This window comes from Macromonas bipunctata (assembly GCF_002837135.1).
GTDB classification, from domain to species: Bacteria; Pseudomonadota; Gammaproteobacteria; order Burkholderiales; family Burkholderiaceae_C; genus Macromonas_A; species Macromonas_A bipunctata.
In genome coordinates, this window is record NZ_NWBQ01000052.1 from 1 (window position 1) to 23,246 (window position 23,246).

21 protein-coding genes and 1 riboswitch are annotated in these 23,246 nt (G+C 66.1%); of the genes, 11 read left to right on the top strand and 10 right to left on the bottom strand.

From position 1 onward, the window contains the following. Positions 1-95: 95 nt before the first annotated feature. Both metW and metX read right to left on the bottom strand, forming a co-directional pair. A complete protein-coding gene (gene metW / locus CON76_RS07760; protein ID WP_101102796.1) occupies positions 96-680 on the bottom strand; it encodes a methionine biosynthesis protein MetW in 585 nt (194 codons plus the stop codon). Then, the gene (gene metX / locus CON76_RS07765; RefSeq protein ID WP_101102797.1) at positions 677-1,858 is read right to left on the bottom strand and encodes a homoserine O-succinyltransferase MetX; all 1,182 of its coding nucleotides are present in this window, start codon (positions 1,856-1,858) and stop codon (positions 677-679) included. Before metX ends, metW begins: the two co-directional genes overlap by 4 nt. A gap of 70 nt (positions 1,859-1,928) precedes the next feature. Then, positions 1,929-2,005, bottom strand: a riboswitch (SAM riboswitch). Between the two features lie 336 nt (positions 2,006-2,341). Here metX and CON76_RS07770 point away from each other — a divergent pair. After that, positions 2,342-2,728, top strand: a complete 387-nt coding sequence (locus tag CON76_RS07770) for an RNA recognition motif domain-containing protein (protein WP_101102798.1) — start codon at positions 2,342-2,344, stop codon at positions 2,726-2,728. Positions 2,729-2,834: 106 nt separating this feature from the next. On the opposite strand, the gene lptC is transcribed toward CON76_RS07770, so the two are convergent. The 3 genes from lptC to CON76_RS07785 are packed head-to-tail and all read right to left on the bottom strand — an operon-like array spanning position 2,835 to position 5,003. Further along, complete coding sequence (gene lptC / locus CON76_RS07775) at positions 2,835-3,440, bottom strand: LPS export ABC transporter periplasmic protein LptC (protein WP_169929015.1); 606 nt, start codon at positions 3,438-3,440, stop codon at positions 2,835-2,837. Then, on the bottom strand, positions 3,437-4,000 hold the full coding sequence (locus tag CON76_RS07780; protein ID WP_101102800.1) for a KdsC family phosphatase: 564 nt from the start codon (positions 3,998-4,000) through the stop codon (positions 3,437-3,439). The genes lptC and CON76_RS07780 overlap by 4 nt, the downstream gene beginning before the upstream one ends. A gap of 13 nt (positions 4,001-4,013) precedes the next feature. Next, entirely contained in the window at positions 4,014-5,003 is a 990-nt protein-coding gene (locus tag CON76_RS07785) for a KpsF/GutQ family sugar-phosphate isomerase (protein WP_101102801.1), read from the bottom strand. A 69-nt stretch (positions 5,004-5,072) separates the two neighbouring features. On the opposite strand from CON76_RS07785, the gene CON76_RS07790 reads away from it, so the two are divergent. The 4 genes from CON76_RS07790 (at position 5,073) to CON76_RS13710 (ending at position 9,947) form a co-directional block, all read left to right on the top strand. After that, positions 5,073-7,061, top strand: coding sequence for a monovalent cation:proton antiporter family protein (locus tag CON76_RS07790; RefSeq protein WP_101102840.1), 1,989 nt, complete (start codon positions 5,073-5,075; stop codon positions 7,059-7,061). Positions 7,062-7,083: 22 nt separating this feature from the next. Further along, entirely contained in the window at positions 7,084-7,617 is a 534-nt protein-coding gene (locus CON76_RS07795) for an adenine phosphoribosyltransferase (protein ID WP_101102802.1), read from the top strand. 95 nt (positions 7,618-7,712) lie between these two features. Then, positions 7,713-8,207 (top strand): chemotaxis protein CheW, encoded by a 495-nt coding sequence (locus CON76_RS07800; RefSeq protein ID WP_240592809.1) that lies wholly within the window; start codon positions 7,713-7,715, stop codon positions 8,205-8,207. A gap of 84 nt (positions 8,208-8,291) precedes the next feature. Next, positions 8,292-9,947: a methyl-accepting chemotaxis protein gene (locus tag CON76_RS13710; RefSeq protein WP_276308996.1), complete on the top strand. Its 1,656-nt coding sequence runs from the start codon at positions 8,292-8,294 to the stop codon at positions 9,945-9,947. 72 nt (positions 9,948-10,019) lie between these two features. On the opposite strand, the gene CON76_RS07810 is transcribed toward CON76_RS13710, so the two are convergent. Further along, positions 10,020-11,186: an MFS transporter gene (locus CON76_RS07810; protein ID WP_101102804.1), complete on the bottom strand. Its 1,167-nt coding sequence runs from the start codon at positions 11,184-11,186 to the stop codon at positions 10,020-10,022. A gap of 129 nt (positions 11,187-11,315) precedes the next feature. Between CON76_RS07810 and gshA the strand changes: the two genes are divergently transcribed. From gshA to CON76_RS07830, 4 genes are all read left to right on the top strand, one after another. Next, on the top strand, positions 11,316-12,611 hold the full coding sequence (gshA, locus tag CON76_RS07815) for a glutamate--cysteine ligase (RefSeq protein WP_101102805.1): 1,296 nt from the start codon (positions 11,316-11,318) through the stop codon (positions 12,609-12,611). Positions 12,612-12,753: 142 nt separating this feature from the next. After that, positions 12,754-14,622 (top strand): potassium transporter Kup, encoded by a 1,869-nt coding sequence (locus CON76_RS07820; protein WP_101102806.1) that lies wholly within the window; start codon positions 12,754-12,756, stop codon positions 14,620-14,622. Between the two features lie 18 nt (positions 14,623-14,640). Continuing rightward, on the top strand, positions 14,641-15,585 hold the full coding sequence (gene gshB, locus CON76_RS07825; RefSeq protein WP_101102807.1) for a glutathione synthase: 945 nt from the start codon (positions 14,641-14,643) through the stop codon (positions 15,583-15,585). Next, entirely contained in the window at positions 15,585-15,953 is a 369-nt protein-coding gene (locus CON76_RS07830) for a VanZ family protein (RefSeq protein ID WP_101102808.1), read from the top strand. The genes gshB and CON76_RS07830 overlap by 1 nt, the downstream gene beginning before the upstream one ends. Here the strand turns inward: CON76_RS07830 and CON76_RS07835 are convergent. Further along, positions 15,936-16,703 carry a class II glutamine amidotransferase gene (locus CON76_RS07835; protein ID WP_101102809.1) on the bottom strand — a complete coding sequence of 256 codons (768 nt, stop codon included), beginning with the start codon at positions 16,701-16,703 and terminating at the stop codon, positions 15,936-15,938. The two genes, CON76_RS07830 and CON76_RS07835, sit on opposite strands and share 18 nt — an antisense overlap. An 89-nt stretch (positions 16,704-16,792) precedes the next feature. Here CON76_RS07835 and pyrF point away from each other — a divergent pair, with 89 nt between their 5' ends. Continuing rightward, a complete protein-coding gene (gene pyrF / locus CON76_RS07840; protein WP_205758207.1) occupies positions 16,793-17,632 on the top strand; it encodes an orotidine-5'-phosphate decarboxylase in 840 nt (279 codons plus the stop codon). Positions 17,633-17,642: 10 nt separating this feature from the next. Here pyrF and gorA read toward each other — a convergent pair whose 3' ends face one another. Together gorA and CON76_RS12875 are read right to left on the bottom strand one after the other, a co-directional pair. Next, positions 17,643-19,049 carry a glutathione-disulfide reductase gene (gorA, locus tag CON76_RS07845; RefSeq protein WP_101102811.1) on the bottom strand — a complete coding sequence of 469 codons (1,407 nt, stop codon included), beginning with the start codon at positions 19,047-19,049 and terminating at the stop codon, positions 17,643-17,645. A gap of 335 nt (positions 19,050-19,384) precedes the next feature. Then, positions 19,385-19,681, bottom strand: coding sequence for a hypothetical protein (locus CON76_RS12875; protein ID WP_145995384.1), 297 nt, complete (start codon positions 19,679-19,681; stop codon positions 19,385-19,387). Between the two features lie 18 nt (positions 19,682-19,699). On the opposite strand from CON76_RS12875, the gene CON76_RS07855 reads away from it, so the two are divergent. Further along, positions 19,700-20,095, top strand: a complete 396-nt coding sequence (locus CON76_RS07855) for a MipA/OmpV family protein (protein ID WP_276308998.1) — start codon at positions 19,700-19,702, stop codon at positions 20,093-20,095. On the opposite strand, the gene uvrA is transcribed toward CON76_RS07855, so the two are convergent. Beyond that, positions 20,096-22,999 carry an excinuclease ABC subunit UvrA gene (gene uvrA, locus CON76_RS07860; RefSeq protein ID WP_101102814.1) on the bottom strand — a complete coding sequence of 968 codons (2,904 nt, stop codon included), beginning with the start codon at positions 22,997-22,999 and terminating at the stop codon, positions 20,096-20,098. It abuts the gene before it with no gap. Between the last annotated feature and the right edge of the window lie 247 nt (positions 23,000-23,246).

A 23,246-nucleotide genomic window follows, 5' to 3' on the forward strand; every position in this document is an offset into this window, starting at 1 on the left:
TACGGTGAAATATCCGGGCTGAGACGCCGACGACGCTGCCTTGGTCTGTCTGCGGTTGAGCTGGTGATGGCGGCGGTCGGATATGGCCGCTGCCATTATGTTTTGCGCACCTTGAAGATGGCGGTGCTGGCGCGCAGGTTCGGTTGCCAGCGGATGGGGTGGCCTTCATGCAAGCCCAGGCTGTCTTCAATTTGCAGTCCAGTGTTGCGCGCGAGGTGGCCGAAGTCGCTGAAGGTGCCGACCCGGATGTTGGGCGTGTTGTACCACTGGTAGGGCAGGCGCTTGGTGACGGGCATGTGACCTTGCAGCACGCGCAGGCGGTTGGGCCAGTGCGCAAAGTTGGGAAACGCGATGATGCCCATGCGCCCCACGCGTGCGGTCTCGCGCAGCATGGTTTCGGTGTTGCGCAGGTGCTGCAGGGTGTCGATTTGCAGCACGACATCGAAGCTGTTGTCCTCGAAGATGGCCAGCCCGTCGTTCAGGTTGAATTGCAGTACGTTGACGCCTTGTTGCAGGCAGGCCTGTACCTTGGTGTCGTCGATCTCGACCCCGTAGCCGCTGCACTGGCGCTGGGTTTGCAGGTAGGCCAGCAGGTCGCCGTTGCCGCAGCCCAGATCGAGCACGCGCGACCCGGGCGGGATCCATTGGGCGATGAGGTGTTGCAGGGCGGGGTCGCTCATGCCGGGCTCCGTGTGACGCTGGAGGTGATTTGCTGGTTGAAGTAGGTGCGCACGGCGGCGTGGTACCGGGGATCGTCGAGCAGGAAGGCGTCGTGGCCGTGTGGGGCGTCGATTTCGGCGTAGCTGACGTCGCGCTGGTTGTCGAGCAGGGCCTTGACGATTTCGCGGCTGCGTACGGGCGAGAAGCGCCAGTCGGTGCTGAAGCTGATCAGCAGGAATTTGGCCTGGGCGCGTGCCAGGGCGGCACTGAGGTTGCCACCGCAGGCGCGGGCGGGGTCGAAGTAGTCCAGCGCGCGGGTGATGAGCAGGTAGGTGTTGGCGTCGAAGTATTCGCTGAACTTGTCGCCCTGGTAGCGCAGGTAGCTTTCGATCTGGAACTCGATGGCCTGGGTGCTGTACTGGTAGGCGCGTTCGGCGGCGTTGCGGGTATCGCCCCCAGATGGCTGGGTGAGCTGGCGGCCGAACTTGGTATTCATCACGTCGTCGCTGAGGTAGGTGATGTGGCCGATCATGCGCGCGATGCGCAAGCCACGCCGCGGTAGGGTGCCAGCGCGCAGGTAGTGGCCGCCGTGGAAGTCGGGGTCGGTGACGATGGCGCGGCGTGCGACTTCGTTGAAGGCGATGTTCTCGGCGGTGAGGTTGGGCGCGCTGGCGATGACGACGGCGTGACGCACGCGGTCGGGGTGTTGCAGTGTCCAGCTCAGGGTTTGCATGCCGCCCAGGCTGCCGCCCATGACGGCAGCGAGTTGCTCGATGCCCAGTGCGTCGAGCAAGCGGGCCTGGGCGTTGACCCAGTCTTCCACGGTGACGACGGGGAAGTCGGCGCCCCAGGCCTGGCCGGTGGCCGGGTTGGTGTGGGTGGGGCCGGTGGAGCCGAAGCAGGAGCCCAGGTTATTGACGCCGATGACGAAGAAGTGGTCGGTATCGACGGGCTTGCCGGGGCCGATCATGTTGTCCCACCAGCCCTCGCTTTTGGCGATGGGCTGGCCGCTGGCGTCGGCGTGCAACCCGGCCACATGGTGCGAGGCGTTGAGGGCGTGGCAGATGAGCACGGCGTTGGAGCGGTCGGCGTTCAATTGACCGTAGGTCTCAAACACCAGTTCGTAGCTTGGCAACACAGCGCCGCTTTGCAGCGGTAGCGGCTCATGGAAGCGTAAGGTTTGGGGCGTGACGATCAAACTGTTTCACCTTGGGGCCGAGCGCCCCTGCAAAGAAAAAACCCGGTACCGCCAAACCAGAGACGGGGCGTCAGAACCGGGTGTCTCCTGTTTAGCGGTATTTGTAACGCGCCCGCAAGCTGGAAGCAAATCGGCGCACTGGAGCCTAGTATAAATGTGTCGGCTGGCGCGGGTGCGGTGTGCGGTCAGGCGCTGGGTGGGGAGCCGGTCGGCGTTTTGGTCGCCAGAGCGTCGCGTTTGCACAACACTGTGGTGGTTTTAGCGCGAAATGGGCAGCCAGCCGGTACCTACTTGCTTGGGAGGGCTTTAAAAAGTACAAAAAAGTGTGCCGCCAGCCTGTGCAGCGCGCATAATGCCGATACGCATGCACTCGCATGCGGTGACAGGTGATAGGTCAGTTTCGTGTGCCACAGCGGCCAATGCAGTTTTGTTGTGCTTTCGGGGCCCCATCGCTTTTGTTTTTGTTTTTTGAGGAGTCCCGCCATGGGCAACAAACTGTACGTCGGCAACCTGCCTTACACCGTTCGTGATGAAGATCTGAACCAAGCTTTCTCGGCTTTTGGCGATGTTGCCAGCGCCAAGGTGATGATGGAGCGCGACACCGGCCGTTCCAAGGGTTTTGGCTTTGTGGAAATGGGCAGCGACGCCGATGCACAAAGCGCCATCGAAGGCATGAACGGTCAATCCTTGGGTGGTCGTAGCCTGGTGGTGAACGAAGCGCGTCCGATGGAAGCGCGTCCCCCCCGCACCGGCGGCTTCGGCGGCGGTGCCCGTCGCGAAGGCGGTTTCGGTGGCGGCAATGAAGGTGGCTTCCGCAGCCCCTACGGCGGCGGTGGTCGTCGTGACGGTGGCAGCCGCGGCGGTTACTGATCCAGATTTGTGGCGGTTGGCCTTGGCCAGCCGCCCAGTGTTCTGAAAAAAAGCCCTGGTGCGCAAGCGCCGGGGCTTTTTTGTTGCCACCTGATGGTGGGCGGATCTACTGGCTTTGCAGGGTGGCGCGCACTTGACCTTGCAGGGTGGCGATGCCTTGCTGGTGGTCGTAGTGCAGCTGGTTGCCGTACATGTGGTTGTGGCCGCGCACCAGGTGCACGGGCTGGTTGGATTGCAGTTGCTGGGTCTGCGTGTTGAGTTGCAGGTGTTCGCCCTCCAACTGCAGCGTGGGGGCTGTGGTGTCGTCTGTGCCGCGTGTGACGCGGACTTGGCCCTGGAGCTGGTAGTCGGTGTGGTCGGCGTTGCTGTGCAGCTGCCGGGCCTGGGCGGTGATGGCTTGCCCTTGTGCGTTGAGGCTGCGCACCCGGGCTTGCTGCACTTCAAGTTGCCCAGTGCCGGGAAAGTGCTGGGCTTGTGTGCCGCGCAGTTCCTGTTGCAAGGCACCGTCGGGGCCGAAGGTGCGCACGGCAAAGCCGTGCATGAAGTAGTCGGGGTGCTGGCTGGCTTGGGGCGTTGCCGGTGTGGTGGCGGTAGTGGGGTTGAGGCGCACGATCCAGTAGCTGCCCAGCGCCAAGCTCCCCATCAGCAGCACGGGCAGGTAGATGGAGAGGCGGTTCCAGCCGTAGCGGCGGGCGCGGGCACTGGGCGTCATGCCGCAGCGGCTTGCAGCAGGTGGGCGTAGTGGCCGCTGGCGACGAGGAACAGGTCGCAGCATTCGCGCACCGCACCCTGGCCAGCAGCGGCCTGGGTGGTGTGGTGGGCCAGGGCCCGGATTTCGGCGTGCGCGTGTGGTGGGGCGATGGCCAGCGCGCAGCGGCGCAGCATGGGCAGGTCGGGCCAGTCGTCGCCCATGGCAGCCGCATCAGCCCAGGTGAGGCCAAATTCTTGCAGGATGCTTTCGGCGGCGGGGCGTTTGTCTTCGGTGCCGAAGCGTGCGTGGGTGATGCCCAGCGCCTGGAGCCGCAGCCGCAGCGCGGGGGAGTCGCGCCCGGTGACGATGGCGGGGGTGATGCCCGCCTGTTGCAGCAGCTTGAGGCCGTGGCCGTCCAGGGTGTTGAAGCGTTTGAGGGTTTCGCCCGCTTCGGTGAAGTAGAGGCCACCGTCGGTGAGGACGCCATCGACATCGAAGAACACCACGCGCACGGACTGGGCCTGCAGCAGCAGTTCGGGTGCGAAGTGGAGGGTGGGCTGCAGGGGCGGAAGGGTGCTCATGGTGGGGGAGGCTTCAGATGACTTTGGCGCGCATGAGGTCGTGGTTGTTGACGGCGCCGCAGAGTTCGCCCGCGCTGTTGACGACCAGCAGGCTGTTGATGCGGTGGGTTTCCATCAGTTCGGCGGCCTGGGCGGCCAAGGCGCTGGCGGTGATGGTGCGGGGTTGGGGGTGCATGATGTCGGCGGCGCGCACGCTGCGCAGGTCGCTGCCGGATTCGATCAGGCGGCGCAGGTCGCCGTCGGTGAAGATGCCGATGGGCTGCTGCTGCGGGTTGACGATGGCGCTGGCGCCCAGGCCCTTGGCGCTGATTTCGCGCATGAGTTCGCTCAGGGTGGCCTCCGGGCCAACGCGGGGCACGGCGTCGCCGCTGCGCATGACGTCGGAGACCAGCGTCAGCAAGCGCCGCCCCAACGCGCCACCGGGGTGGGAGCGCGCGAAGTCGTCGGGGCGGAAGCCGCGCGCGTTGAGCAGCGCGATGGCCAGCGCGTCGCCCAGCGCGAGTTGCACGGTGGTGCTGGCGGTGGGGGCGAGGTTGTGCGGGCAGGCTTCTTTTTCGACGCTGGTGTCGAGCACGACGTCGGCGTGGCGGCCCAAGCTGGAGTCGGGCTGGCCGGTCATGCCCAGCAGCGGCACGCCCATGCGCTTGATGAGGGGCAGGATGGCGGTAAGTTCTTCGCTTTCGCCGCTGTTGCTGATGGCGAGCACCACGTCGTGGCGCGTGATCATGCCCAGGTCGCCGTGGCTGGCTTCGGCCGGGTGGACGAACATGGCGGGCGCGCCGGTGGAGGCCAGGGTGGCGGCGATCTTGCGCCCGATGTGGCCGCTCTTGCCCATGCCGGTGACGACGATGCGGCCCTGGCAGCCCAAGGCGAGCTGCACGGCCTGGGCAAAGCGGGCGTCCAGACGCTGCGCCAGGCGCTGGATGGCCTGGGCTTCGATGTCGAGTGCGGTGCGCGCCTGGGCCAGGGCGCTGGCGGTGTCCACGGCAATGGGGGTATTCATGGGGCAATTATCGGCGAAGGTGGTGTTGTTGCGTGGTAATCGCCGCCGTGCGCTGGTTAAGATAGGTTGATGAATTCGCTTGATATTGCCCTGTTGTATTTGCTGGCCGCCGTGGTGGGGGTGGTGGCGCGCCGTTCGCTCAAGTTGCCGCCGATGCTGGGGTATCTGGCGGTGGGGGTGCTGATCGGGCCCAATGCGCTGGCGCTGGCGCAGGATTCGGCTGGGGTGCGTTATCTGGCCGAGTTCGGGGTGGTGTTCCTGATGTTTGTGATTGGGCTGGAGTTCAGCCTGCCCAAGTTGCAGACCATGAAGCGGCTGGTGTTCGGGCTGGGGCTGGCGCAGGTGGTGCTGACGGTGGTGCTGACGACGCTGGCGTCGCTGGCGCTGGACTGGCTGCTGCCGCAGTGGTGGAAGCTGGAGTGGTACACCGCGCTGGCGCTGGGCGGGGTGATGTCGATGAGTTCGACCGCGATCGTGGTCAAGCTGGTGTCGGACCGGCTGGAGCTCGAGAGCGAGCACGGCAAGCGCGTGGTGGGCATTTTGCTGTTCCAGGACTTGGCGGTGGTGCCGCTGCTGGTGCTGATTCCGGCGCTGGGCGCGCCGCCGCAGGAGTTGTTCACCGAGCTGGGGCTGGCGCTGCTCAAGGCGGTGGTGCTGCTGGCGGTGCTGCTGACCGGGGGCCAGAAGGTGATGCGCTGGTGGCTGACGCTGGTGGCGCGGCACAAGAGCGACGAGCTGTTCATGCTCAACCTGCTGCTGATCACGCTGGGGCTGGCGTGGCTGACGGAGCACGCGGGCCTGTCGCTGGCGCTGGGCGCGTTTGTGGCCGGGATGCTGATTGCCGAGACCGAGTTCAAGCACCAGGTGGAGACCGATATCCGGCCGTTCCACGATGTGCTGCTGGGGCTGTTTTTCATCACGATTGGCATGTTGCTGGACTGGTGGCTGGTGGTGGAGCGTTGGCCGCTGGTGCTGCTGTTGCTGGTGTTGTCGCTGCTGTTCAAGTTCGGGCTGATCACGCTGCTGGCCAAGGCGTTTGGCGCCACGGCGGGCACGGCGCTGCGCACCGGGCTGTACCTGGCGCAGGCGGGGGAGTTTGGCTTTGTGCTGTTGAGCCTGGCCAACCAGAACAAGCTGGTGCCGCCGGAGCTGTTCAACCCGGTGCTGGCGTCGATGGTGATTTCGATGCTGCTGGCGCCGTTCGTCATCATGGCCAGCAACTGGGTGGTGATGAAGCTGGCGGGCAGCGACTGGCTGATGCAGTCGGTGCAGATGACCAAGATTGCCAGCAAGGCGCTGGTGGCGGACAAGCACGTCATCATCTGCGGCTATGGCCGCTGTGGCCAGAACCTGGCCAAGATGCTGGAGCAGGAGGGCATTGCGTACATGGCGCTGGACCTCGACCCTGACCGGGTGCGCCACGCGGCGGCAGCGGGCCGCTCGGTGGTGTTTGGCGATGCGGCGCGCCTGCAGGCGCTCAAGGCGGCGGGTCTGAGCCGCGCCAGCGCGGTGGTGATCACGTACCTGGACACGCCCAGCGTGATGAAGGTGCTCAACCACGCGCACGAGCACGCGCCCAATGTGCCGGTGGTGGTGCGCACGCTGGACGACCACGACCTGGAAAAGCTGCAGGCCGCTGGTGCCACCGAGGTGGTGCCCGAGGCGATCGAGGCCAGTCTGATGTTGGCCGGGCACGCGCTGGCGCTGGTGGGGGTGCCGATGCGCCGCGTCTTCAAGCTGGTGCAGCAGCAGCGCGAGGCGCGCTACAGCCTGCTGCGCGGGCATTTTTACAACAGTGGCGATGAGGCGCAGGACGAGCTGGACCAGCGTCGCCTGGCCAAGGTGACGCTGCCGCTGGCCAGCCAGACCGTGGGGCAGCGCCTGGCCGAGCTGCCGCTGGAGGCGATGGGGGTGCGGGTGTTGAGCGTGCGCCGGGCCAACGGCAAGGCGGTGGCGCTGCAGGACGGGCTGGTGCTGCAGGGCGGTGACACGCTGATGCTGTCGGGCGTGCCCGAGGTGCTGGGGCAGGCCGAGGCGTTGCTGGTGTCGGGGCGCTGAGGCGCGGCGCCATAATCGCACCATGAACGACCTGACCCTGGATTTGCGCGCCTACCTGCGCACCGTGCCCGACTGGCCGGTGCCGGGGGTGCAGTTTTGCGACATCACTCCGCTGCTGCAGGATGCGGCGGCGTTCCGTGCCCTCATCGACACGCTGGCGCAGCGTTACCGCACGCCGCAGCACGCCCCGCAGGCGGTGGCAGCGCTGGACGCGCGCGGCTTTGTGCTGGGCGCGGCGCTGGCCTATGCGCTGGGTGTAGGTTTTGTACCGATACGCAAGCAGGGCCGCTTGCCCTACGATACGGTCACCCAGAGTTACGAGCTGGAGTGCGGCAGTGCCACGCTGGAGCTGCACACCGACGCGGTGCGGCCTGGCCAGCGCGTGCTGCTGGTGGACGACGTGATTGCCACTGGCGGCACCCTGCTGGCGGGCAAGCACCTGTTGCAGGCGCTGGGCGCGCAGGTGACGGAGGCCGCCGCCATTCTGGCCGTGCCGCAACTGGGCGGGGTGCAGCGCCTGCAGGCCGACGGTCTGGCGGTGTTCACCCTGCTGTGAAAAAACGCGGCCACCACCATCAGCCCGTGGCGGGTTTTGGCCGATACTTGGCTGTCCAAGCCTGAAGTAGCAAAGGAGCTTACATGAATGTGTCGATGCGCGGTGGTCATGCGCTGTCCGCCAGTGGTGCCGGTGCCCAGGGCAGTGCTGAGTTTTTGACGTTCCGTCTGGGTGCCGAGGAGTACGGCATCGATATCTTGCGGGTGCAGGAGATCCGCTCGTTCGAGGAGCCGACCCGCATTGCCAACTCGCTGCCCTTCATCAAGGGGGTGGTGAACCTGCGCGGCGTGATCGTGCCGGTGGTGGACTTGCGCATCAAGCTGGGGTGTGCGTTGGTGGAGTACAACAGCTTCACCGTGGTGATTGTGCTCAACGTCAAGGGGCGTGTGGTGGGGGCGGTGGTGGATTCGGTGTCGGACGTGCTGGAGCTGCAGCGCGAGAACATCAAGCCCGCGCCCGACATGAACAGCCAGGTCGATACCGCCTACATCACCGGCATTGCCAGCGTGGGCGAGCGCATGCTGATCCTGATGGACATTGAGGCGCTGATGAGCAGCCCGGACATGGGGTTGCTGGACGGCAATTTCTAAAGCTGTGCTCACCAACGCCGCCTGGGTGGCCAGCGTTGGATGAGCGGTGTGGTGGTGGGTGTCCGGGGCTGGGAAATGAATCTGATGTTTTTGATGCGCCGGTTCTCGATCCGACTGCGCATGGTGGGCGCGATAGGCGTGGTGCTGCTGCTGCTGTGCGGCGTGGGCGTGGCCGGTCTGTGGGGCTTGTTCCACATGCAGCGCCTGCACGGCCAGCTGGTGCAGCATTCGGTGGCCGAGATGGCGGTGCAGTCCAGGCTGCTGGCGGGACTGGGGGCGTTACGCCGCCACGAGCGCGACATGCTGCTGCAGCACACCGACCCGGCCCAGGTGCAGGCGACCCAGGGCCGCTGGCAGGCGGTGCTGCGCACCGTGCAAGCGCAGCTGCAGGCGGTGCAAGCCGGGGCGGCCGATGCCGACAACGCCATCGTGGCCGAGGTGGAGCGCCAGTTGCAGCATTACGCCCAGGCCGTGGTCCCGGTGGCGCAGCAGCTGGCCAGTGGCGGCTACGCCACTTTGGGTGATGCCAACGCCCTGCTGGCCACGGCGCACCAGGCGTTCGAGCAGATCGACGCCCAGATGCTGCGCCTGGAGGAAACGCTGGCGCAGGAAGTGGCGCTGGCCGAGCAGGAGGCCCAAGCGGCCGGGCAGCGGCTGCTGGTGTTCTTTGCGGTGCTGGTGGGGCTGGCGGTGGTGGTGGTGGTGCCGACCACGGTGGCCAACATGCAAAGCATCTGCCGCCCGCTGCAGGAAGCCGAGGCGGTGGCGGTGGCCATTGCGCGCGGCGACCTGAGCACGCGTGTTGCGGTGCAGGGCAGCGACGAAATCAGCGACCTGATGCGCAGCCTGTTTGACATGCAGGCTTCGATAGCCCGCATTGTGGGCGAGGTGCGCCAGGTGTCGGACCACATCCGCAGCTCCAGCGCCGAGGTGGCCGGCGGCAACCAGGACTTGAGCCAGCGCACCGAGCAGGCCAACCACAGCCTGGAGGCCACGGCGGCCAGCATCCAGCAGCTCACCGGCAACGTGCAGCGCGCGGTGGACAAGGCGCGCGAGGCCAGCGACATGGCCGCCGCCAACGCCGCCGTGGCTCAGCGTGGCGGCGAGGTGGTGGGCCAGGTGGTGGCCACCATGGACGCCATCAACCAGAGCAGCCGCAAGATCCACGACATCATTGGCGTGATCGACGGCATCGCGTTCCAGACCAACATCCTGGCGCTGAATGCGGCGGTGGAAGCGGCGCGCGCCGGCGAGCAGGGGCGTGGCTTTGCGGTGGTGGCGGGCGAGGTGCGCAGCCTGGCGCAGCGCAGCGCCGAGGCGGCGCGCGAGATCAAGGGCCTGATTGGCCACAGCGTGGCGCAGGTCGAATCTGGCGCCGGGCTGGTGCACCAGGCGGGGCTGACGATAGGCGACATTGTGGACAAGGCGCAGCAGGTGGCGGCGCTGATCGACGACATCACCGCCACCACCACTGCCCAGTCGGGCAGCATCACCGAGGTGAATGTGGCGGTGGGGCAGCTGGATCAGGCGACGCAGCAGAATGCGGCACTGGTGCAGGCAGGCACCGCCGCATCGGAGAGCCTGCGCGCGCAGGCGCAGCGCTTGGGTGAGACGGTGGCCGTGTTCCGCCTGGCCAGCGATGTGGGCGAGCACCCGCCGCTGCCGCCTGCGGCCACGCGCCGTCACCGCAGTGGTGGCACCGGCTACCACGGCTCGGAGCGGCGCCAGCGGTCGTCCTGAACTTGTACGTTCATCGGGGAGGGTTGAGGGGGTCCAGGGGGCGTTGTCGGGCCGTCAGCGTGTGGACGTGGCCTAGGCCGCCTGGCGGCGCAGCGCGGCCAGCCACAGCAGCGCCAGTCCGGTCAGGCCCACCGGCAGCAGCGAGCCCCAGTTCAGCAGCGTCCAGCCCTGGGTGGTGACCAGCGCACCGGAGGCAAACGAGGTGAAGGCCATGGTGGCAAACACCGCAAAGTTGATGGCGGCCTGCGCCTTGTCCTTTTCCTCGGGGCGGTAGGCCTGCATGGCCAGCGTGGTGCTGCCGGTGAACAGGAAGTTCCAGCCCACGCCCAGCACAAACAGCGCCAGCAGGAACTGGTGCAAGTCCTGGCCCGACAGCGCAATCGCAATGCACAGCGCGTTGAGCACCACACCCACGCCCATCACCACCAGGGTGCCAAAACGCTTGATGAGGTGCCCGGTGAAAAAGCCCGGCGCAAACATGCCGATCACGTGCCATTCCAGCACCAGCGCGGCGTCGGAAAACGGCATGCCGCACACCTGCATGGCCAGCGGCGTGGCCGCCATCAGCAGGTTCATGACGCCATAGCCCAGCGCCGCGCCCACGGTGGCGACCAGGAACACGGGCTGGCGCACGATCTCGCGCAAGGGGCGGCCCGAGGCGCCCTGGGCCTGGCGGGTGGCTTCGGTGGGGAATTGCACCAGCGACAAGATGCCCAGCGACAGCAACGCCACCAGCACCAACGCCAGGTAGGCGCCGGTGAACGGCGCGCCCCAGCCATCCTTGGTGTGGTTGGCCAGATTGGGCCCCAGCACCGCGCCCAGCAGCCCGCCGGCCAGCACCAGCGACACGGCTTTCTCGCGGAACGCGGGCGCGGCCAGTTCGGCAGCGGCAAAGCGGTAGAGCTGGCCGTTGGCGCTGTAGTAGCCCGCAATCAGCGTGGCCAGCACCAGCGCCCAGAACTGCCCGGCGTTGACGGCCCAGGCCCCCAGCAGTGCCGACAGCACCGCCACCACCAGCCCGAGCTGGAACGACACCTTGCGCCCCCAGCGTGCCTGGCTGCGCGCCACCAGCCCGGTGGACAAGGCCCCGCCCACCACATAGCCCATCACGGGCAGGGTGGCCATCCAGCCTTGCGGGGCCAGGCTCAGGCCCACCAGGCCATTGATGGCGATGAAGACGACGTTGTTGGTCAGAAACAGGCCTTGCAGGGCGGCCAGCAGCCACAGGTTGCGGTTCATGGGGCGTCATCATACCGGGCGGGGTACGTGGGGCGGTTGAAAATGCAGGCCATTGGCCCCAGTTCCTACAATTGGCCTTTGTGCAACCTCCCGGGCGCTGTGCCCGTTTTATTTGAGAGCGACCTGCCCATGGTTCCCCATCTCGTCACGGCCCTGACCGGCCCCATCAACGAACTCGAACAGCGTATTCTGGAATCCACGCCGGTGATCGAGCGCTGGTTCCGCCTGGAATGGATGGAGCACACGCCGCCGTTTTACTCGTCGGTGGACATCCGCAACGCGGGCTTCAAGCTCGCGCCGGTCGATACCAACCTCTACCCCGGCGGCTGGAACAACCTCACGCCCGAAATGCTGCCGCTGGCGGTGCAGGCCGCCATGGCTGCGATCGAGAAGATCTGTCCCGAGGCCAAGAACCTGCTGCTGGTGCCCGAGAACCACACGCGCAACATGTTCTACCTGATGAACGTGGCGCAGCTGCAGAAGATCTTCTTCCAGGCCGGGCTCAACGTGCGCCTGGGCTCGCTCAATCCCGAGATCAAGGAGGCCACCACCTTCAACCTGCCCAATGGCGAGCAGGTGACGCTGGAGCCACTGATCCGCAACGGGCGCCGCATCGGGCTCAAGCATTTTGACCCGTGTACCATTTTGCTCAACAACGACTTGAGCGCCGGTGTGCCCGGCATGCTGGAGGACTTGCACGAGCAGTTTTTGCTGCCGCCGCTGCACGCGGGCTGGCACGTGCGCAAGAAGAGCCTGCACTTCAAGGCCTATGAGGAAGTGGCCAAGCGCTTTGGCAAGCTGCTGGGCATGGACCCGTGGTTGATCAATCCGATGTTCAACAGCTGCGGCCAGGTCAACTTTGCCGAAGGCACCGGTATGGAGTGCCTGCAGACCAATGTGGATGCGCTGCTGGGCAAGATCCGCAAGAAGTACAAGGAGTACGGCATCACCGAAAAGCCGTTCGTGGTGGTCAAGGCCGACAACGGCACCTACGGCATGGGCATCATGACGGTGCGCGACGCCAAGGAGCTCGACAGCCTCAACCGCAAGACCAAGAACAAGATGAACGTCATCAAGGACGGCCAGCAGGTCTCCGACGTCATCATCCAGGAAGGCGTGCTCACGCACGAGCAGATCAACGACGCGGTGGCCGAGCCGGTGGTGTACATGATGGACCGCTACGTGGTGGGCGGCTTCTACCGCGTGCACGCCGAGCGCGGTGTGGACGAGAACCTCAACGCGCCGGGTGCGAGCTTTGTGCCGCTGGCGTTCGAGAAGAGCGCGCAGCAGCCGCAACCGGGCCAGAAGCCGGGGGCGAGCGTACCCAACCGCTTCTACATGTACGGCGTGATTGGCCGCCTGGCCATGCTGGCCGCCAGCTACGAGCTCGAAGCCACCGACCCCAACGCCGAAAGCTACGATTAAGCCCGCCAGGGGCAGGGTTTTTGCACCCTGTTGGTGCAGGTTGCGCGCACCCGAAAAGTGCGTGCATTGCCGACACAAATCGGGCGCACAATAGCGGCCTTTGCATCAACCCGGGACGGCCCCAGGCCGCCCTGTAAGTCACGTGTCGGCCTCAAAATCTTCTCTCGGTGCGCTCACGCTGGGCGCCATTGGCGTGGTGTACGGCGACATTGGCACCAGTGTGCTGTACGCGCTCAAGGAGGTGTTCCACTCGGGGCACGTGGAGTTCACGCCCGGCAACATCTACGGCGTGCTCTCCATCCTGTTCTGGACGCTGACCGTCATCGTCTCGCTCAAGTACGTGGTGCTGGTGCTGCGCGCCGACAACCACGGCGAGGGCGGCTTGGTGGCCATGTTGGCGCTGGCGTCGCAGTCGGTGAAAGACCGGCCCGTGCTGCGCAAGTGGATGCTGCTGATCGGCATCTTTGGCACCTGCCTGTTCTACGGCGATGGCGTGATCACGCCCGCCATCTCGGTGCTGTCGGCGGTGGAGGGGCTGGAGGTGGTGTCGCCCAACTTCAAGAAGGCGGTGATTCCGCTCACGCTGGTGATCCTGTTCGGGCTGTTTGCGGTGCAAAAGCACGGCACGGCGGGCATAGGCAAGTTCTTTGGCCCGTTGACGCTGCTGTGGTTTGCCACCATTGCGGCGCTGGGCGTGGCGCAGATTGTGACCCACCCCGAGATTCTGTGGGCCCTGAGCCCGCATCACGCGCTGGTCTTCATTCTGCAGAACCCGGGCACGACCTTCATCATCCTGGGCGCGGTGGTACTGTGCGTGACGGGCGGCGAGGCGCTGTACGCCGACATGGGCCACTTTGGCAAGCAGCCGATCCGGCTGGCGTGGTTCTCGGTGGTGATGCCCGCGCTGACGCTGAACTACTTTGGCCAGGGTGCGCTGCTGCTGGCCGAACCCGAGGCGGTGAAGAACCCGTTCTTCAACATGGCGCCGGAATGGGCCTTGCTGCCGCTGGTGGGCCTGGCCACGGCGGCCACGGTGATTGCGTCACAGGCGCTGATCTCGGGCGCCTTCAGCGTCACCAAGCAGGTGATCCAGCTGGGGTATCTGCCGCGTCTGCAGGTGCTGCACACCAGCGTCAAGGACACTGGCCAGATCTACATGCCGTTTGTCAACTGGGGCCTGTTTGCGGCCATTGTGCTGGCGGTGATGCTGTTCAAGTCCTCCACCAACCTGGCCGCCGCCTACGGCATTGCGGTGACGCTGGACATGCTCATCACCACCGTGCTGACGTTCTTCGTCATCCGCTATGGCTGGAACTACCCGCTGGCGCTGTGTCTGGGCGCCACCGGATTCTTTTTTGTCGTGGATCTGGCGTTCTTCAGCTCCAACTTGCTCAAGCTGGCCGATGGCGGCTGGTTTCCGCTGCTGATCGGCGCGGCGGTGTTTGTGCTGATGGTGACGTGGAAGGACGGGCGCGAGCTGCTCAATGTGTCGCTGCGCGCGGATGCGCTGGTGCTGCGCGAGTTTCTGGATTCGGTGTTTCTGTGCCCACCGGCGCGCGTGGAGGGCACGGCGGTGTTCTTGACCGCACAGCCCGGCACAGTGCCCAACGCCTTGTTGCACAACCTCAAGCACAACAAGGTGCTGCACCAGCACAACCTGTTCGTGACCGTGCGCAGCCACGAGGTGCCGTGGATGGCGCCCGAGCAGCAGCTGGAGATGGCGCCGCTGGGCCACGGTGCGTGGCAGGTGATCGTCAACTACGGCTTCAAGGACAATCCGAACCTGCCGCTGGCGCTGGCACGCCTGCAGGGGCAGGGCGTGGTGCTCGATCCGATGAACACGAGCTACTTCCTGTCGCGCGACATCGTGATTCCGACCACGCACGGCGGCATGGCGCAGTGGCGCGAGAAACTGTTTGCGCAAATGCACCACAATGCCAGTGCCGCTGCCGAATTCCTCAACCTGCCCAACAACGCGGTGGTGGAGCTGGGCAGCAAGATCGAAATCTGAACCGGAAAGCCCACCCTTATGCACGTGCTGTTTGTCGCCGATCCGCTGGCATCGTTCAAAATCCACAAGGACACCACTTTCGCCATGATGCGCGAATTGCAGCGCCGTGGTCACACTGTGGCGGCGTGCGAGCCGAGTGACGTAAGCTGGCGCAGCGGTGGCCATGTCAGCGCCCGTGTGCAGGACATTCGGCTGACGGGAGCGCATGAGCCGTGGTTTGAAGTGACCGGCCAGCGCAACGTGGCGCTGAAGGATTTTGACGCTGTGCTCATGCGCAAAGATCCACCGTTCGACAGCGAATTTTTCTACGCCACGCACTGGCTCAGTCAGGCCGAACGCGAAGGCGCGCGCGTGTTCAACAGCCCGCAGGCCTTGCGCGACCACCCCGAAAAGCTGGCGCTGCTGGAATTTGCCGAGTTTGCGCCACCGACACTGGTGACGCGCTGCGCCGACGACATCCGCGCCTTCCACGCCGAACACGGCGACATCATCCTCAAGCCCTTGGACGGCATGGGTGGCATGGGCATCTACCGTGTGCGCGAGGATGGCCTGAACCTGGGCAGCATCATTGAAACGCTCAACCAAGATGGCAGCAACAGTGTGATGGTACAGCGTTACCAGCCCGCCATCGCGCAGGGCGACAAGCGCATTTTGTTGATTGGCGGCGAGCCTGCGCCCTACTGCCTGGCGCGCATTCCGCAGGGCACCGAGGTGCGCGGTAACCTGGCCGCTGGCGGCAAAGGCGTGGCACAACCGTTGAGCGAGAGCGATTGGGCGATTGCCCGCGCCATCGCGCCCCGGCTGGCCGCGCGTGGCTTGTTGCTGGTGGGGCTGGACGTGATTGGCGACAAGGTGACCGAGATCAACGTGACCAGCCCGACGTGTTTCCAGGAAATCCAGCAGCAAACCGGTTTTGACGTGCCTGCCATGTTTGTGGACGCACTGGAGGCGGCGTTGGCGTGATGTTGCCGCGCGCTGTCGTGGTGGCCCGGTTGGCGTTCTGGGCCTGCTTGTTGGCGGTGGTGGCACTGTCGCTCACGCCGGTGCAGCAGTTGCCGCCGCAAGTCCTCAGCCTGTGGGACAAGGCCCAGCACGCGGGCGGTTTTGCGGTGCTGACGCTGCTGGGGCTGTGGGCCTACCCACAACGGGCCATGATGCTGCTGGCCGCCATGCTGGCGCTGGGGGTGGGCATTGAGTTAGCACAGGCTGCCACCGGCTGGCGTTACGGCGATGTGCTGGACTGGGTGGCCGATGCTGTGGGCGTGGCCGCAGCCTACACGGTGTGGCGTTTGTTGCAAGTGGTGTGTGGGCGCTCACAGTGCCAGCGGTAGGCCATCGACGAACACTTTGAGCTCGTTGGGGGCAAATGCGGTCCACTGTTCGTTGCGTGTCAACGGGGCGGTGACGATGACGGCGGCGCGGTCGCTGGGTTGGTTGATCTCGGCAAAGTTCACCGTCCAGTCTTCGTCCATCAGCGTGGCTTGGCTGAAGGGGTGTTGCCGCACCACATAATGTAGCTTGGTGCTGCAATGCGCCCACAGTGCCTCGCCGTTGCTCAGCAAAAAGTTGAAGGTGCCAAAGCGCCGCACTTGGGGCACCAATTCTTGCAAGGTCAGGGTCAGCTCTGGCACGCTGGGCACCCCGGCGTGCGATTTGGCCAGTTCTTGCATCAACCAGCAAAAAGCGCGTTCGCTGTCGGTGCTGCCCACTGGGTGAAAGTGGCTGTGCAGCCGAGGGTGGTAGTCTTTCAGATCGCCATTGTGGGCAAACACCCAGTGCCGGCCCCACAGTTCGCGCGTAAAAGGGTGGGCGTTTTCCAGACACACTTGCCCCACCGTGGCCTTGCGCACATGGGCAATGGTGTTGGTGCTCTTGATGGGGTAGTGTTTCAAAAAGTCGGCCATGGGCGACTGAGCGGCGCTTTGGTGATCGACAAACAGCCGCAGCCCCTTGCCCTCAAAGAACGCGATGCCCCAGCCGTCGGCGTGGTTGTCGGTGCCACCGCCGCGTTGGCTAAAGCCCGTGAAGCTGAAGGTGGCATCGGTGGGGGTGGCGCAGTTGAGGCCGAGCAGTTGGCACATGGTGGCGGGGTGGGGTAGAAGAGGAACGAAGCACGCAGGCGCGTGCCGCTACGGTACCAAAAAAACGGGCGTGTCCCTACAATCCGCGCATGAACTTTCTTGACATGCTGCGCGCGGCCGAGCGCCAAAACCAATCGATGCTGTGTGTGGGGCTGGACCCGGAACCGGCCAAGTTTCCGCACCACTGGCGCAACGATCCGTCCAAGATTTACGATTTCTGTGCCGCCATTGTCGATGCCACCGCCGACCTGGTGATTGCCTTCAAGCCGCAAATTGCCTATTTTGCCGCCCACCGCGCCGAAGACCAGCTGGAGCGCCTGATGGCGCACATGCGCGTGGCCGCACCGCAGGTGCCCATCATTCTGGACGCCAAGCGCGGCGACATTGGCAGCACCGCCGAACAGTACGCCAAGGAAGCGTTCGAGCGTTACGGTGCCGATGCGGTCACGCTGTCACCGTTTATGGGTTTTGACTCGGTACAGCCCTATTTGCGCTACCCCGGCAAGGGTGCATTCTTGCTGTGCCGCACCAGCAATCCGGGGGGCGACGATTTCCAGCCCCAGCATTTGACCAATGTGGAGGGCCAGCCGCGTTTGTACGAACACATCGCTTCGTTAACGCAAGGGCCGTGGAACCTGAACGGTCAACTGGGCCTGGTGGTGGGCGCGACCTATCCGGCAGAAATTGCGCGGGTGCGTGAACTGGCCCCCACCGTGCCGCTGTTGATTCCGGGTGTGGGCGCTCAAGGAGGTGATGCCCACGCCACCGTGCAAGCGGGCTGGCGCGGCCACAACGGCGAAACCACTGGCTCGGTGGTGGTCAACTCCTCGCGCGCCATCCTGTACGCCAGTGCAGGCCCGGACTTCGCCCAGGTCGCACGGCAAGAGGCCCTCAAGACACGCGACTTGCTGCACGCCGCGCGCGGCTGATCCTCAACCTTCAACCGCCCCGCACGGGTTCGCGCATGGTCACGAACTCCTCGGCGGCGGTGGGGTGGATGCCTAAGGTGGCATCGAATACGGCCTTGGTGGCACCGGCTTGCATGGCCACGGCAAAGCCTTGCACAATCTCGCCCGCTTCCGCGCCGACCATGTGCAGCCCGACCACGCGGTCGCTGGCGCTGTCCACCACCAGCTTCATCAGCGTGCGCTCGGGGTTGCCGCTCAGGGTGTGCTTGAGGGCGCGGAATTCGGAGCGGAACACGGTGATGTTGCCGTAGCGTTCACGCGCTTGCGCTTCGGTCAGGCCCACGGTGCCGATGTTGGGGTGGGTGAACACGGCGGTCGGAATCAGCTCGTAGCGCATCTGGCGCGGTGCCTTGCCCGCCGCCGGGCCAAACAGGTGATCCACCAGTTGCATGGCTTCGCCCAGTGCCACCGGGGTCAGTTGCACCCGGTGCGTCACGTCGCCCAGGGCGTAGATGCTGGGCACGTTGGTGCGGTAGTCGGCATCGACTACCACCGCGCCTTGCTCGCCCTGTGCCACGCCCACCGTGTCCAGCCCCAGGCCGTGGACATTGGGCACTCGGCCCGTGGCGTACAGCACCGCATCCACCACCAGCAGGTTGCCGTCCTCCAGTTGCACGTGCAGGCCGTCGGTCTGACGTTCAATCGACAGCACGCCCGCGTTCAGGCGCAAGTCCACCCCGGCTTTTTGCAGCTCGGCGGCGGCAAAGTGGCGGATTTCGTCGTCAAAGCCGCGCAAGATCTGCTCGCCCCGGTACAGCTGCGTCACGTGCGCGCCCAGGCCGTTGAAGATGGACGCGAATTCGCTGGCGATGTAGCCGCCGCCCACCACCAGCAGGCGCTGCGGGAAGGTGTCGAGGTCGAAGATGTCGTCGGAGGTGATGACGTGTTCGCTGCCCTGAAAGTGCGGCACATAGGGCGTGCCACCGGTGGCGATCAGGATGCGTTCGGCGCGGTACTGCGTGTGGCCGGGGCTGCCGTCGGCGTTCAGGGTGGCCAGGCGCACGGTGTGAGCATCCTGCAACTGGGCAAAGCCGTTGAGCAGCGTCACGCCGCTGCCGCGCAGCAAGTTGGCGTACACGCCGTTGAGGCGGGTGATCTCGCGCGCGCGGTTGGCCTTGAGGGTGGCCCAGTTCAGGCGCGGGGCTTCGCCTTCCCAGCCGTAGCCGTGCGCCTCGGCAAACCCTTCGCCGTAGTGCGCCGCGTAGCTGTACAGCTTTTTGGGGATGCAGCCCACGTTGACGCAGGTGCCACCCAGCCCGTCCACGCCTTGCGCCTCGGCCAGCGCCACCCGCACGCCGCGCTGGGCCGCCATGCGCGCCGCCCGCACGCCGCCGCTGCCACCGCCGATCACCAGAAAATCAAAATCAAATTGCCGCATGGTTGTCTGTTTCCTCCAGAATGGGTTGATGCGGCCATTGTGCGGCCATTCGGCCCAGGCCACGGGGCTGGCCGTTATCATGCCCCCATGATCAAGGTTGCCTCTTTGCCCCCGTACGCCGCCCGGTGTTGCCTGCCGCTGGCGCTGTTGGCCGGTTGGCCCTGGCCTGTACTGGCCCTGGGCGACAGCCCGTTGGTAGCGGCGTCGCCCTTGCTGTTGTCCCCCGCGCCAGCGGATCGCTTGGGTGCTGCCAACGCCGACACCACGCTGTTGGCCGCCGCGTCTTCCACCGCCCAGCCCAAGGCCGAGCCGGTGACGCTGGAGGCCAGCCGCGACTACCTCATCGGCGTGACGGCCAGCACCTCGCTCGACGGCAGCCCCAGCCTCAAGCTGCGGCCCATGCTGGCGTTCCAGCTCGGGCAGGTGCGCGTGTCCACTGGCGGTGCCAGCGGTTTGCTCAGCTTGGGGCGGCGTCCGGTCGATCCTGGCCTCAGCGCGGCGTTGCTGCAGGACGACCGCTGGTCGATCAGCACCGCGTTGCGGCTGCGCCGTGGCCGCTCCTCGGGCGACGACCCGCTGCTGCAGGGCTTGCCCGATGTGCCCGACACCGTGGTGGGCCGCCTGTCGGTCAACTACGTGCTGCACCCGCGCTGGTCGGTGGGGGCAGCGCCACGCAGGACTTGCTGGGGCGCCAGGTGGGCATGCAAGTCAACGCCCGCCTGCGCTACCGGCACCCGGTGTCGCAGCGCACCTACTGGGAGGCCGGTCTGGGCGCCTCGGCGGGCAACCACACCTATTTACAGACCCATTTCGGCATTGCCCCCGCCGATGCGGCCCGCACCGGGCGCGCCGCCTACGTGCCCGACAGCGGCTGGGAAAGCGTGTCGCTGGGCTGGACGATCACCCGCGTGGTCAACCGCAACTGGGTCGCCTTTGCGGGCCTGAGCGCGTCGCAGCTGCAAGGCCGGGCCGCGCGCAGCCCGCTGGTGAGCGACCGCACCAGCTACGGCGCCAGCGCGGGCATTGCGTACCGCAGCGGTCGCTGATCAGCCTGCCAGCAGCCGCTGCAGGTAGTGCCCGGTGTGGCTGGCCGGGTGTGCCGCCACCTGCTCCGGCGTGCCGGTGGCCACCACGGTGCCACCCCCCGCACCGCCTTCGGGCCCCATGTCGATGAGCCAGTCGGCGGTCTTGATCACGTCCAGGTTGTGCTCGATCACCACGATGGTGTTGCCCGCATCGCGCAGCCGGTGCAGCACGTGCAGCAGCAACTCGATGTCGGCAAAGTGCAGGCCGGTGGTGGGCTCGTCCAGAATGTAGAGCGTGCGCCCGGTGTCGCGCTTGCTCAGTTCCAGCGCCAGCTTGACGCGCTGCGCCTCGCCGCCCGACAAGGTGGTGGCGTTCTGGCCCAGCTGCAGGTAGCCCAGCCCCACATCCAGCAACGTCTGCAGCTTGCGCTGCAGAGCGGGCACGGCGCTGAAGAAGGCGTGCGCCCGCTCCACCGTCAGGGCCAGGATCTCGGCAATGTGCAGGCCCTTGTAGCGCACCTCCAGCGTCTCGCGGTTGTAACGCTGGCCGTGGCACACGTCGCAGGCCACGTACACATCGGGCAGAAAGTGCATCTCCACCTTCAGCACGCCGTCGCCCTGGCAGGCCTCGCAGCGGCCCCCGGCCACGTTGAAGCTGAAGCGCCCCGGCCCGTAGCCGCGTTCGCGCGCGGTGGGCACCTCGGCCAGCAGCTCGCGGATGCCGGTCAGCAGCCCGGTGTAGGTGGCGGGGTTGCTGCGCGGCGTGCGTCCGATGGGGCTTTGGTCCACGTTGATGACCTTGTCAAAGTGCGCAATGCCTTCAACGGTGGTGTGCGGTTCCGGCTCGTCGTGGCTGCGGTGCAGTTGGCGCGCCACCGCGCGGTACAGCGTGTCGTTCACCAGCGTGGACTTGCCCGAGCCACTGACCCCGGTCACGCAGGTGAACAGTCCAACCGGAATGTCTACCGTTACGCGCTGCAGGTTGTGCCCGCACGCGCCCACCACACGCAGCGTGGGCGATGATTCTGTGCCCGGTTGCCAGCGCGTGCGCTGCTTCGGCACCGCAATCTGGCGCTGGCCCGAGAGGTACTGCCCTGTCAGCGAGGCCGGATTGGCCATCACCTGCGCCGGGGTACCCTGAGCCATCACCTGGCCGCCATGCACGCCCGCGCCCGGCCCCAGGTCGATCACATGGTCGGCGCTGCGGATCATGTCCTCGTCGTGCTCCACCACCAGCACGCTGTTGCCCAGGTCGCGCAAGCGTTGCAGCGTGGCCATCAGGCGGTCGTTGTCGCGCTGGTGCAGCCCGATGCTGGGTTCGTCCAGCACATACATCACCCCGCTCAGGCCCGAGCCGATTTGGGAGGCCAGCCGGATGCGCTGGGCCTCGCCACCGCTGAGTGTGCTGGCGCTGCGGTCCAGGCACAGGTAGTGCAGGCCCACGTCGTTGAGAAACTGCAGCCGCGCCGCTATCTCGCGCACCACCTTGTCGGCGATCTCGGCCTTGGCGCCTTGCAGTTGCAGCTGCTGGAAATACGCCTGCGCCTCGGCCAGCGTCAGGCGGCCAATCTCGAACAAGGAACGTTGCGCCGCGCCGGTGCCGATGAACACGTGCCGTGCCTCGGTGCGCAGCCGTGCTCCGTGGCAACCGGGGCAGGTCTGGGTGGTGCGGTAGCGCGCCAGTTCCTCGCGCACGGTGGCGCTGTCGGTCTCGCGGTAGCGGCGCTCCATGTTGCGCAGGATACCTTCGAACGGGTGGTGGCTGCGCACGCTCTTGCCTGCGCGGCCGCCCTTGCGGTCGAGTGCGTAATCGAACGCGATCGCCTCATCGCCCGAGCCGTACAGCAGCACCTGCTGCACGTTGGCGGGCAGCGTCTGCCACGGTGCGTGGGGGTCAAAGCCGTAATGCGCGGCCAGGTTCTGCACCAGCGCAAAGTAGAGCGCATGGCGCTGGCCCCAGCCGGGAATGGCCCCGTCGGCCAGGCTGACCGCAGGCTGCGCCACCACGCGGGCCGGGTCCATCACCTCGGTGTACCCTAGGCCGTCGCAGGTGGGGCAGGCCCCTTGTGGCGAGTTGAACGAGAACAGCCGTGGCTCCAGCTCCCCCAATGTGTAGCGGCACAGCGGACACGCAAAGTGGGCGCTGAAGCGGTGCGCGGTGCCGCTGTCCATGTCCAGCGCCAACACGCGGCCCTGCGCCAGCCCGAGCGCAGTCTCCAGGCTTTCGGCCAGGCGCTGGCGCGCGTCCGGGCGCACTTTCAGGCGGTCCACCACCACTTCCAGTGTGTATTTTTCATCGGCGGAGATTTCGGGCAGATCGTGTAAGTCCAGCACCTGGCCGTTGAGCCGCACCCGTACATAGCCCTGCGTTTGCAGCGTGGTCAGCGTCTGGGCAAAAGCGCCCTGGCCGTCGGCCGCCAGCGGGGCCAGCACCATCAGTCGCGTGTCGGCGGGCAGCGCCAGCAGCTGGTCCACCATCTGGCCCACGCTGTGCGCCTGCAACGCCAGCCCGTGCTCGGGGCAGTGCGGCGTGCCGGCGCGCGCAAACAGCAGCCGCAAATGGTCGTGGATTTCCGTCACCGTGCCCACGGTGGAGCGCGGGTTGTGGCTGGTGGCCTTCTGCTCGATCGCTATCGCCGGGCTCAGGCCGTCGATGCTGTCCACATCGGGCTTGTCCATCACCTGCAAAAATTGCCGCGCGTAGGTGCTCAGGCTTTCCACGTAGCGCCGCTGGCCCTCGGCGTACAGTGTGTCGAACGCCAGACTTGACTTGCCCGACCCCGACAGCCCAGTGATCACCACCAGCGCCTGCTTGGGAATGTCCAGGTCGATGTTCTTCAGGTTGTGCGTGCGGGCACCGCGCACCCGCAGCAGGGCGGGGGCGTGCAGGGCGTCGTGCAAATAGCGGCCGGTTTCTGTGGACATGCCGCCATCATACGGACGCCCCGACCCGCCCGGCCCGGTTTGCTACACTTGCCGCATGTTCATCCCATGTCACGCTTGCCGTCCGTGTCTGACCCTGCAATGGGGTCAGGGGGCTTGGCCTTGGCGCAAGCCATAAACCGCGCTTGTTTTTTCTGGCGTGTGGTCGTGTGCTGTCGATCCCGCGCCTTCGTGCTCCAGCCTGGAGCAATGCTTGGATGAACGTCCCGCGCCGCGCGGGCCTTGAGCT

Excerpts from the sequence above, each read along its gene's own strand:
- gorA (WP_101102811.1), bottom strand. The coding sequence starts at position 19,049 with ATGCGGCAATTTGATTTTGATTTTCTGGTGATCGGCGGTGGCAGCGGC.
- CON76_RS07785 (WP_101102801.1), bottom strand. The coding sequence starts at position 5,003 with ATGAATACCCCCATTGCCGTGGACACCGCCAGCGCCCTGGCCCAGGCG.
- gshA (WP_101102805.1), top strand. The coding sequence starts at position 11,316 with ATGGTTCCCCATCTCGTCACGGCCCTGACCGGCCCCATCAACGAACTC.
- pyrF (WP_205758207.1), top strand. The coding sequence starts at position 16,793 with ATGAACTTTCTTGACATGCTGCGCGCGGCCGAGCGCCAAAACCAATCG.
- CON76_RS07800 (WP_240592809.1), top strand. The coding sequence starts at position 7,713 with ATGCGCGGTGGTCATGCGCTGTCCGCCAGTGGTGCCGGTGCCCAGGGC.
- CON76_RS07810 (WP_101102804.1), bottom strand. The coding sequence starts at position 11,186 with ATGAACCGCAACCTGTGGCTGCTGGCCGCCCTGCAAGGCCTGTTTCTG.
- CON76_RS07770 (WP_101102798.1), top strand. The coding sequence starts at position 2,342 with ATGGGCAACAAACTGTACGTCGGCAACCTGCCTTACACCGTTCGTGAT.
- CON76_RS07835 (WP_101102809.1), bottom strand. The coding sequence starts at position 16,703 with ATGTGCCAACTGCTCGGCCTCAACTGCGCCACCCCCACCGATGCCACC.
- CON76_RS07795 (WP_101102802.1), top strand. The coding sequence starts at position 7,084 with ATGAACGACCTGACCCTGGATTTGCGCGCCTACCTGCGCACCGTGCCC.
- CON76_RS07830 (WP_101102808.1), top strand. The coding sequence starts at position 15,585 with ATGTTGCCGCGCGCTGTCGTGGTGGCCCGGTTGGCGTTCTGGGCCTGC.
- CON76_RS07790 (WP_101102840.1), top strand. The coding sequence starts at position 5,073 with ATGAATTCGCTTGATATTGCCCTGTTGTATTTGCTGGCCGCCGTGGTG.
- lptC (WP_169929015.1), bottom strand. The coding sequence starts at position 3,440 with ATGACGCCCAGTGCCCGCGCCCGCCGCTACGGCTGGAACCGCCTCTCC.
- uvrA (WP_101102814.1), bottom strand. The coding sequence starts at position 22,999 with ATGTCCACAGAAACCGGCCGCTATTTGCACGACGCCCTGCACGCCCCC.
- CON76_RS07780 (WP_101102800.1), bottom strand. The coding sequence starts at position 4,000 with ATGAGCACCCTTCCGCCCCTGCAGCCCACCCTCCACTTCGCACCCGAA.
- gshB (WP_101102807.1), top strand. The coding sequence starts at position 14,641 with ATGCACGTGCTGTTTGTCGCCGATCCGCTGGCATCGTTCAAAATCCAC.
- metW (WP_101102796.1), bottom strand. The coding sequence starts at position 680 with ATGAGCGACCCCGCCCTGCAACACCTCATCGCCCAATGGATCCCGCCC.
- CON76_RS13710 (WP_276308996.1), top strand. The coding sequence starts at position 8,292 with ATGTTTTTGATGCGCCGGTTCTCGATCCGACTGCGCATGGTGGGCGCG.